This window comes from Pseudomonas sp. PS01301, from assembly GCF_029960215.1.
In the GTDB taxonomy this organism is placed as follows: domain Bacteria; phylum Pseudomonadota; class Gammaproteobacteria; order Pseudomonadales; family Pseudomonadaceae; genus Aquipseudomonas; species Aquipseudomonas coleopterorum.
Genome location: NZ_JASCPM010000104.1, coordinates 1 through 2,216, shown reverse-complemented (window position 1 = coordinate 2,216; position 2,216 = coordinate 1). Strand labels below are relative to the sequence as shown.

The window sequence follows — 2,216 nt, the reverse complement described above, 5'->3', positions numbered from 1 at the left end:
GTCTGTCGTCCAATGTCCGCCGGCTGTATGTCACGGGACAAGACATCGCGCTACCAGCACCCCGATTCAATTCCGCGAGCAATGAAGTCACGGTGCTCTATCCTGCACAACTTGATGGGCATCGGGTCACGGTGCGATGGACAGGGGTAACCGCCCACGATACAGCCGAGCAGCCAGTGCAAACTGGGGTGATCGCACGCTTTCCTATCCCGACGCAATGGCTGACGGAAAACGCGGGCAACGTCGTGCTCATCAACTACAGCGTCTTACGCAGAACAGGTGAGTTGAGACTGTTTTCGCGGTTGCTGCGCCTGCAACTTTGACAACAGCCTCGTAGAGGCTCGCCAGGCCCTTGCCCTGTTGAATGAACCGCCCGGTAGTGCTTTGTCAACTACCGGAGCGGTGCAAAGTGCTGCGCCACTCTTCGCTGGAAGTGTATGAAAGGAATGCATCATGAGTAAGCATCTGAGTTGTCGAGTGCTGCTGTGCGTGCTGTTGAGTCTGGTTGGCTGTACGGATAGTTTCAATAAACTCGAACAGCCTGTGGCTGGGGCCAGCAGCACAACGCACGTAGATTCGACGACTCGCGCCTACCCACTTTTCAGCGTCGAGGAAATCTATAACGGTAAAGTTCATGTCGATGCGGTCACAAGCGTTGCCCACGTGCGGGTGCGTTCACCCGACATGGCTCCAGGCGATACGCTCAAGGTGTATTGGCCAGGCGTCACGTCTCAAAGTACAGCGGTTCAAACCGCTACTGGTTCCAACCCGCTGGTGTTTGAACTCCCGGTAGCCTGGCTGCGGGCAAACGTGGGGCGGACGGTCGATCTGTATTACACCTACAAGATCAACGGTGTGGGCGAATCCCTGCGTTCTGCACCGCTGCCGGTGCAGGTGGTCGACAGCGATTCTGTCTTTTCCGTGGATGGGGTGGTCGATAACACGCTCAACCTCAGTGCCGTGGATGCAACGGCCACCGCTCGCGTCAGTTACCCCGGGATGAACAACCAGGACACGGTGAAAGTGTATTGGGTCGGTACCCGTAGTCACTCGACGATCATTCAGACAGCCGCAGGCAGTGCACCACTTGAGTTTGAACTACCCAAGGCGTGGTTGCAGGAAAGTCAGGACACCACGGTAACGCTTTACTACACCTACAAGGTGGGCGGAGTGGGCACTACGGTACGCTCTGAAAATATCAGTGTGTCCATTGTTTCCGAGACTATCGAGCAGGGTCGGCTGGTTGCCGAAGCATTGAACAGGCGCTATACCGACACCCGCAACGACTGCAACGGCAAGGCGGCGTATTTCTGCAACGGTGTCTTCATGCGCACGACGGGTGCCAATACTCGCTACCACGCGTGGGACCCCAGCCCTACAGCGATCAGGATCGGGGGCATATCCTTTTCCTACTTGCGGGAAGATGTTGGTACTCGACGTATGGTGAGCGGTGAGACACAAGGACTAATCTTCAAGAACAATGCGGCTAGTGAGCAGGATGGTCAACTTGATGTGAAGGTGTTGTGTTCGTACCCGAGTGATGCAGGCACCGCCCAGCCAAGAGCCGAAAAAGGCTGTGGCTCGCATCCATTTTATCCAGGTAACAGCGGAACGTGTGCCACACAAACACCCCCCGTCGATACCATCGAGCGTTGGAAAACTCATTACAACGCCGTAGGTGGCAGCGGCGGTTTCTCGGCACGCAATCGGCACCAGTGCTCGTTCGGTGCCGACCCTGCCGCCTTCGCCTTGAGTTTGGCGGTTCGGGATCATTTTCTTGTGCCCAGCCAAGAACGCCCGCTGCACAACGAAATCATGCTCGAAACCTGGCCAACCGGCACGACAACTGCGCTGCCTCTGGAGGCCGTGTTCTATCTTTCTCAGCAGACCCGTGAAGTAGGCCTGGCAGGGGCACAACTCATACAACGTGACTACTTCGATGTAACGGGCCACGTCATTCCATTGATTCAGGTCAACCTGAATGCTGACTCCCCCTACAGCTTCAATATCAGCGAGCAGGCCGTTACCCCACCTGCCGCTGAAATCCACCCAGCAATCACCAGTGTACGGGACTCCAGCAAAGAGCTGGGCCAAGGATCGTCGACCACTGACACGGTGGTCACGGTTACCGGGGCAGCCATGGCCGGGCAGAGTGTGGAGCTTTTCGACGGTCAGACCTCCAAAGGCGCTGTCACGGTGGGCAGCAATGGCGAGTG

2 pseudogenes are annotated in these 2,216 nt (G+C 56.9%); both read left to right on the top strand.

Going from position 1 to position 2,216, the window contains the following annotated elements:
- A pseudogene (locus QMX89_RS22575) lies at window positions 1-323 on the top strand (hypothetical protein); the annotation flags it as partial.
- A 130-nt stretch (window positions 324-453) separates the two neighbouring features.
- Window positions 454-2,216 (top strand): annotated as a pseudogene (locus QMX89_RS22570) (hypothetical protein); the annotation flags it as partial.